The sequence below is a fragment of the Vibrio sp. genome (genome assembly GCF_038138445.1).
Lineage (GTDB): Bacteria > Pseudomonadota > Gammaproteobacteria > Enterobacterales > Vibrionaceae > Vibrio.
Genome location: NZ_JAYQDQ010000047.1, coordinates 24,373 through 31,125, shown reverse-complemented (window position 1 = coordinate 31,125; position 6,753 = coordinate 24,373). Strand labels below are relative to the sequence as shown.

The following is a 6,753-nucleotide window of genomic DNA, read 5'->3' as shown; positions in this document are numbered from 1 at the left end:
ATCTACCTTAACTTGATGATTTTTATCTAAATTATCAGGGGATTCCTCAGTGCCATGCCTGGAAGCAAAATATAATTTTCAGTTGTTGTGTTATCACTTGGGTGAATAAACCTTGCCTCATAGTCAATGGTGGCAAGCATTTGCTCTTCAATGACTCTTTTGCCCCCTACTGCTAAGGAAGTTACGCTACTGTTCGTACCAAGATCATCGTTAAAAGAGCCCGCAGCTAAGTCTGCATAGAGATAATTGTAATTAAAGTTATTGTTGGCATGGGCTGGGAGTGTCGTTATAGCCCACAACAGTGTTACAGAAAATATAGTAAAAGAAAGTTTGTCATCCATGGGCACCCTCTATAACACAAGTTAACCACACCATGCATTTGATATAGACAGCCTCAAAACAAAGAGGTCTGCCTTATCTGTGTAGATAGTATAGCCCAGTTACTCGAACAGAAAATCCGTTTACATAGTTATCAATTATTGAAAAAGCAGTTTTTCTTCTCTCATGTTAATTTGTGACCTAGTCACAGATTAACGAATATCAACAACCCTACTCGCCTTCTTATATTGTACCCGCCAGCCAGGCCACCTCGGCAATTCCCATCGTTTTGGATCACTTTTTCGAAGTCCTGATTGATATATTACATAAACCAATTTCTTGCTGGGGAAATATTCGACGGTTAAATTCAAATCACCAATAAAGAGTTGAAATGGATGCTTAGATGCAAAGTCATCATATTCCCACTGTGGAATGCCATCAAATGGGAAATCGTCATCATTGAACAGTTCTAAATCCGATAAGTCAGTCAACTCAAGAGCCTCTAACTGACCTAAAAACCAAGACTCAAAACTAAGGTCTTCCACTTCTTTCGATAACGATTTCTTTTCTAGAGCTTGATACAATTTCCAATGCCCAATCTCTTCATTTCGTCGTTTGGCAAAGCCTGGTAGTACTTCGTCTCTCTTAACCGCTTCTAGTAGTAATTTGCTCGCCGCCTCCCCTTCCGCCAATTGGGTTTTTGTGGCAATGTTACGCCCAGCATACATCAACTTCATCTCAACATGTGGTGCTTCATCAAGTGATACAACATCACCTTCAACCCATTCACCAATATTGAGCTTTTCAAATGTGGCCAACCGCACAGGCAAAGTATGAGTCGCAATATTCAATGTCTGCTTTACGCCTCGTCCCGGTAAGCTGTGAGTATCCATAACCAAAGCAGCCTCTACGTTTTCTTGTAGCCGACTATTTCGACCTAGTGTAATCTCCATTTGGCCGTTAGAAAATGCATCTCGACGCTTTTCACGACGCACAAACAAAAGCTCTGGATGTAAGTAGGCAATCGCCTCCACAAGTTCCTGATGATCATAACGAGAAGCAACCTCCAATTTAGGTAACTCAAACACTGTTCTCATTTGTTCAGAAAGCTTTTGTGCTTCCTTCAATGCTTCTTGGTCAATAGTAACACCTGAAAAGATTGCTCCTCTTAAAACTCGGATCATCAACTCGCCATCACTACCCAAGGGCTCTTCTTTATTGAGCTGTTGCTGCGACTCCTCAGAAGAAACAAGGCGACATATATCTGCTGGAGTAGCTAATACAGATGTTAGGTCCACCATTGCTTCCTGTAGATTGCGTTTTGGCATACGAGTCGCGAGGTCGGCATATAGTGCATCAATCGGAAGTGGGTACAAACGCTGTCCATGTTGTGTTGCTTGCCCCCGAGAATCTATTGCACCCATCTTTTCGAGCATGGTATGTGCTTGATGGAGTGATTTCTCTGGTAACGAGTCTAAAAAGATCAAATCGGATAACCGATGTCCACAGCACGCGGCTGCAAGCATAGGCTCACTGAGCGCTTCGCGATGAAGCTCTGGTGGCGCCACCTCAACTAGCGCTGCATGTTCACCATATAATCTTACACATATTCCATCCATCACTCGCCCTGCACGACCACTACGCTGACGAGCGCTTGCTTTAGAAATATGCTTCAAACACAGGGTTGTCTTGCCATTTCTCTGCTCTGTTCGGCGCTCTAACCCCGAGTCTATGACTGCGACAACATTAGGTATCGTTAATGATGTTTCGGCAACATTGGTTGCCAAGACAACTTTCTTTTGACTTTGAGGCGTAAGGGCAAGATCTCTTTGCTGATCGGTTACTGATGCATGAAGCGGTGCAACTATCACATCCGACAGATTGGATAACACACTCTGGCATTGAGCAATCTCCTTACGACCGGGTAAAAAAACCAGAATATCACCATCTAAGTCCATTAAATATTCGACTTCTTTTTTTACTCTCAACTCTAGGCTTCTGCCGTCTGGAAGTTGGCGGGAGTCTATGCCTCGGTGCTCGATTGCCACATGGTAACTTCTTCCCGTTGACTGCAATCGCTCGGCATTTAGGTAATTTGCCAGCTTCTGTCCTTCTATGGTTGCCGAGGTAATCACTAAGCGGTGGCTATTGTATTCTTTCAATAGCGCAACAAGTAAATCTGTATCCCAACGACGTTCATGAAATTCATCGACAATGACGATCTCAAAGCCAGAAAGCTTATTTTCAGCGAGCCAACGCAATGCAACCCCCGGAGTGACAAAGACAATCTGGCTATCATCAGTAGCGCAATTTTCAAGCTTGATAGAGTAACCCACTGATTGTCCCACAGGCTCGTTTCTCTGCTCTGCTACATACTGCGCAAGTGACGTACAGGCTATGCGCCTTGGTTCGACCACTAACACTTTTCCTTGTTCCTGAGCCCAAACGGGTAACCGAGTCGATTTGCCGGAGCCTGTTTCGGCTTCTACTATCATATTATGAGTAGATAAACGGTTGAGAAAGTCAGATTTTAGGGTATCTATGGGTAAGCTGAGCATAGTACGCATCGAGATCTTGGAAAAGGTGGAAAGTATATACTTATTCTGGTCCATAATGCAGGAATATTCGGTTTACAATATGGTTAGTAATCCCTATCATTTTCTGGTTCCCGTTCCCTAAGACCCTACATTTATAGGCAAGTGATGAATAACGATAAACGCCCCTTATACATTCCGTACGCTGGTCCAGCCCTTCTCAGTACGCCACTTCTCAACAAAGGCAGTGCCTTTACTGCTGAAGAACGTGCATCTTTCAATTTAGAAGGCCTATTACCGGAAAAGACTGAAACGATTCAGGAACAGGTGGAGCGTGCGTACCAACAGTACCAAAATTTTGAAAGTGATATGGCCAAGCATATTTATCTGCGCAATATCCAAGATACAAACGAGACAGTATTCTATCGGCTACTGCAAAATCATGTATCTGAAATGATGCCGATTATATACACACCGACCGTTGGTGCGGCATGTGAGAACTTTTCAAATATCTATCGAAGAGGTCGTGGCCTATTCATCTCTTACGCAAATCGAGACAGAATCGACGACCTACTAAACAATGCCTCTAACCATAATGTAAAAGTCATTGTGGTTACAGATGGCGAACGAATTTTAGGCCTTGGTGACCAAGGTATAGGAGGTATGGGAATTCCAATTGGTAAACTGGCACTTTACACCGCTTGTGGTGGCATCAGCCCAGCTTATACACTGCCTATCGTTTTGGATGTAGGTACTAATAATCCTCAGCGCCTTGCGGACCCTATGTATATGGGCTGGCGCCATCCTCGTATAACCGGTGAAGAATATGATGGTTTTGTTGAAGACTTCATTCAAGCGGTTCATCACCGCTGGCCTGAAGCTTTGATCCAGTTTGAAGATTTCGCTCAAAAGAATGCGATGCCTTTACTTGAGCGCTACAAAGACCGTATTTGCTGCTTTAATGATGATATTCAAGGTACAGCAGCAGTTACAGTTGGTTCACTCCTAGCTGCTTGCCAAGCAGCTGGAACTAAACTTTCAGAGCAACGTATCACTTTCCTCGGCGCTGGTTCTGCTGGCTGCGGAATAGCAGAAGCCATCATCGCTCAAATGATTTCTGAAGGTATTTCAGATCAACAAGCTCGCTCTCAAGTGTTTATGGTTGATCGCTGGGGCTTACTGCAAGAAGGCATGCCTAATCTGCTCGATTTCCAACAAAGACTTGTTCAAAAACACAGCGTAACCAACAAATGGGAAGCAGAAGGGACTGGCTTCTCATTGCTAGATGTCATTCGAAATGGACAACCAACCGTGTTAATCGGTGTATCTGGCGCACCAGGCTTGTTTAGCGAAGACGTTATCAAGGAAATGCATAAGCATTGTCCTCGCCCAATTGTCTTCCCACTCTCAAACCCGACGAGTCGAGTTGAAGCAACCCCTCATGACATTATTGAATGGACTAATGGTGAAGCTCTTGTCGCAACAGGAAGCCCTTTTGATCCCGTAGTCCACGCAGGAAAAACCTACCCAATAGCTCAGTGTAACAACAGCTACATTTTCCCCGGTATCGGCTTAGGAGTTCTATCTGTTCAAGCTAAGCGAGTAACAGACGAAATGCTTATGGAGTCAAGTCGTGCGCTGGCCAAGTGTTCACCAATGGCTGTCAACGGCCAAGGTGCACTACTTCCTCCTCTAGAAGCCATTCACTCAGTGTCGAAAAAAATCGCCTTTGCGGTGGCCAAAAAAGCCATAGAAGAAGGTGTCGCATTAGAGATTCCGGACGATGCGTTGGAAGAGTCCATTGAGCATCACTTTTGGCAGCCTGTATACCGCAAGTACAAACGCACTTCATTCTAAATTCTTAATGGTACGAACCCCTGGCAACAGGGGCCTTTATATATGATGTTTTTTGACTTTCTTTCCCCTGCGGGTAAATATCTTCTGCCCTACTTAAATGAAATATCCATTGCGCTCATCGCTTGCCTATTGGTCGTTTTCGGCGGTGAAATCAATACGTTACTCAGAAGAGTTCTTCGCAACCAGCATTTCTTAACCCGAACTGCGGCATTTATTTTAGTCAATGCATTTGGGTATGGTTTAGTTATCGTAAAAGCAACACCTTACCTAACTCGGACATTGCATAGTTTAGATAGAGGCATCATGTTCTCTATTGTTGTTGTATGCTTTATATTTATCGGCTCATGGGCGCAACGGAATCGACAAATTTAGTGAGAAGGCTTTTCCATCAACCTAAACCCTCTGATCATTATTTGGCATATTTGCTAAAGGGGCTCAAGTGTTTGCCAATTCTCTTGGTTTTCGCTTCCGCAGGGCTATTTGCTATCGACCGCTGGGTTTCTTACCAAACAAAAGATCAGCTTTACAGCGTATCAGAGGAAATTGGCAAGTTTGATGTCGCGGTTGTGCTTGGTACAAGCAAATATCTAGGCAAGATCTTAAATGCTTATTACAGTAATCGAATCGATGCTGCTATTGACTTATACCGAAGAGAAAAAGTCGATAACTTTCTTCTTAGTGGTGATAATGCTCATCGCTCGTACAATGAACCATGGACAATGAAGAGAGATTTACTCAAAGCCGATATTCCTGAGTCCAATATTTTTCTTGATTACGCTGGTTTTAGGACTCTTGATTCCATTGTCCGTGCTAAGGAAATCTTTGAAACCGATAATTTTCTAATCATCACCCAAAAATTTCACTGCGAACGCGCACTATTTATCGCTAATTTTCATAATATCAAGGCCAAGTGTTTTGCGGTTCCCGGACCTAGCGCGCATTCGGGATATCAAATCAGATTACGTGAAGTTTTCGCTAGAGCAAAAGCCGTACTTGACCTTTATATTATGCGTGAACGGCCCAAGTTTCTTGGCCCCAAAGAGCCAATACACGGAGAAGAAGCTGTTCAAAATTCCGACAATTGAGCTCGTAGCAACTTAATTGCACCTTCGAGCTTGAACCTCACCATGATTATTTTCAATATTCCTATCTGATACACTGAAATTACATTTAATAATAAAGAGCAATGTCTATGTCTTCCATCGCAAAAGGTACATTAAAAAAAATGCGTGCCTCACTAGAAGAACAGGTGCAATATCAGCTGCCTGTAGGAGAGCAAACCGTTAACCTGAAGCCATTTATCGGCCAAACACTCACCCTGACACATACTGGCAATATATTCTGTTGCTCATGTGGTAAGAAAACGAAAAAAAGCTACTCTCAAGGCCATTGTTTTGTATGCATGAAAAAACTCGCCAGCTGCGATATGTGCATAATGAAACCAGAGACATGCCACTATGACCAAGGTACTTGCCGAGAACCATCCTGGGGTGAGGAAAACTGCATGGTCGACCACTACGTCTATCTATCCAATACTTCAGGCGTCAAAGTCGGTATTACTAGGCATACACAAATACCTACGCGATGGATAGATCAGGGGGCTACTCAAGGGTTGCCAATATTTAAAGTCCAAACCCGTCATATATCAGGACTCATTGAAGTTGAAATCGCCAAACATATTGCCGATAAAACGAATTGGAGAACCTTACTCAAACAAGATGGCGAACCTCTAGCCCTTGAGCAAAAATTCTCTGAGCTTTTGCCTTTAATTGAACCCAAAGTAGAAGAAATCAGACAAAAATTTGGTAAAGATTCGATAGAAATACTTGATGGTACAACCATGTCAATCGGTTATCCAGTGCTTAAGCACCCTAGTAAAATCACGTCGCACAACTTTGATAAAGATCCCCAAGTCACGGGTGTACTTCAAGGTATCAAAGGGCAATATATGATTTTTGACACCGGTGTCATCAATATTCGTAAATTCACTTCCTATGAAGTGGAAGTTTCTGACTAACAGTCAGAAACAAAAAGCCCTTATGCT

6 protein-coding genes are annotated in these 6,753 nt (G+C 43.2%); 4 read left to right on the top strand and 2 right to left on the bottom strand.

Translation table 11 applies throughout. The annotated features are described in order from the left end of the window. Window positions 1–26: 26 nt before the first annotated feature. Together AAFM34_RS13015 and AAFM34_RS13010 are read right to left on the bottom strand one after the other, a co-directional pair. The gene (locus tag AAFM34_RS13015) at window positions 27–341 is read right to left on the bottom strand and encodes a hypothetical protein (protein ID WP_341663476.1); all 315 of its coding nucleotides are present in this window, start codon (window positions 339–341) and stop codon (window positions 27–29) included. 189 nt (window positions 342–530) lie between these two features. After that, the gene (locus AAFM34_RS13010; protein ID WP_341663480.1) at window positions 531–2,876 is read right to left on the bottom strand and encodes a helicase-related protein; all 2,346 of its coding nucleotides are present in this window, start codon (window positions 2,874–2,876) and stop codon (window positions 531–533) included. 144 nt (window positions 2,877–3,020) lie between these two features. Between AAFM34_RS13010 and AAFM34_RS13005 the strand changes: the two genes are divergently transcribed. The 4 genes from AAFM34_RS13005 to AAFM34_RS12990 all read left to right on the top strand — a co-directional run bounded on the left by AAFM34_RS13005 (window position 3,021) and on the right by AAFM34_RS12990 (window position 6,726). After that, window positions 3,021–4,709 carry an NAD-dependent malic enzyme gene (locus AAFM34_RS13005; protein ID WP_341663474.1) on the top strand — a complete coding sequence of 563 codons (1,689 nt, stop codon included), beginning with the start codon at window positions 3,021–3,023 and terminating at the stop codon, window positions 4,707–4,709. 42 nt (window positions 4,710–4,751) lie between these two features. Then, a complete protein-coding gene (locus AAFM34_RS13000) occupies window positions 4,752–5,081 on the top strand; it encodes a DUF3392 domain-containing protein (RefSeq protein WP_341663472.1) in 330 nt (109 codons plus the stop codon). Further along, a complete protein-coding gene (locus tag AAFM34_RS12995; RefSeq protein ID WP_341663470.1) occupies window positions 5,081–5,794 on the top strand; it encodes an ElyC/SanA/YdcF family protein in 714 nt (237 codons plus the stop codon). Before AAFM34_RS13000 ends, AAFM34_RS12995 begins: the two co-directional genes overlap by 1 nt. A gap of 107 nt (window positions 5,795–5,901) precedes the next feature. Continuing rightward, on the top strand, window positions 5,902–6,726 hold the full coding sequence (locus AAFM34_RS12990; RefSeq protein ID WP_341663468.1) for a DUF2797 domain-containing protein: 825 nt from the start codon (window positions 5,902–5,904) through the stop codon (window positions 6,724–6,726). Window positions 6,727–6,753 lie beyond the last annotated feature (27 nt).

Coding starts and splice junctions, on each gene's coding strand:
- AAFM34_RS13015 (WP_341663476.1), bottom strand. CDS start 341: ATGGATGACAAACTTTCTTTTACTATATTTTCTGTAACACTGTTGTGG.
- AAFM34_RS13010 (WP_341663480.1), bottom strand. CDS start 2,876: ATGCTCAGCTTACCCATAGATACCCTAAAATCTGACTTTCTCAACCGT.
- AAFM34_RS13005 (WP_341663474.1), top strand. CDS start 3,021: ATGAATAACGATAAACGCCCCTTATACATTCCGTACGCTGGTCCAGCC.
- AAFM34_RS13000 (WP_341663472.1), top strand. CDS start 4,752: ATGATGTTTTTTGACTTTCTTTCCCCTGCGGGTAAATATCTTCTGCCC.
- AAFM34_RS12990 (WP_341663468.1), top strand. CDS start 5,902: ATGTCTTCCATCGCAAAAGGTACATTAAAAAAAATGCGTGCCTCACTA.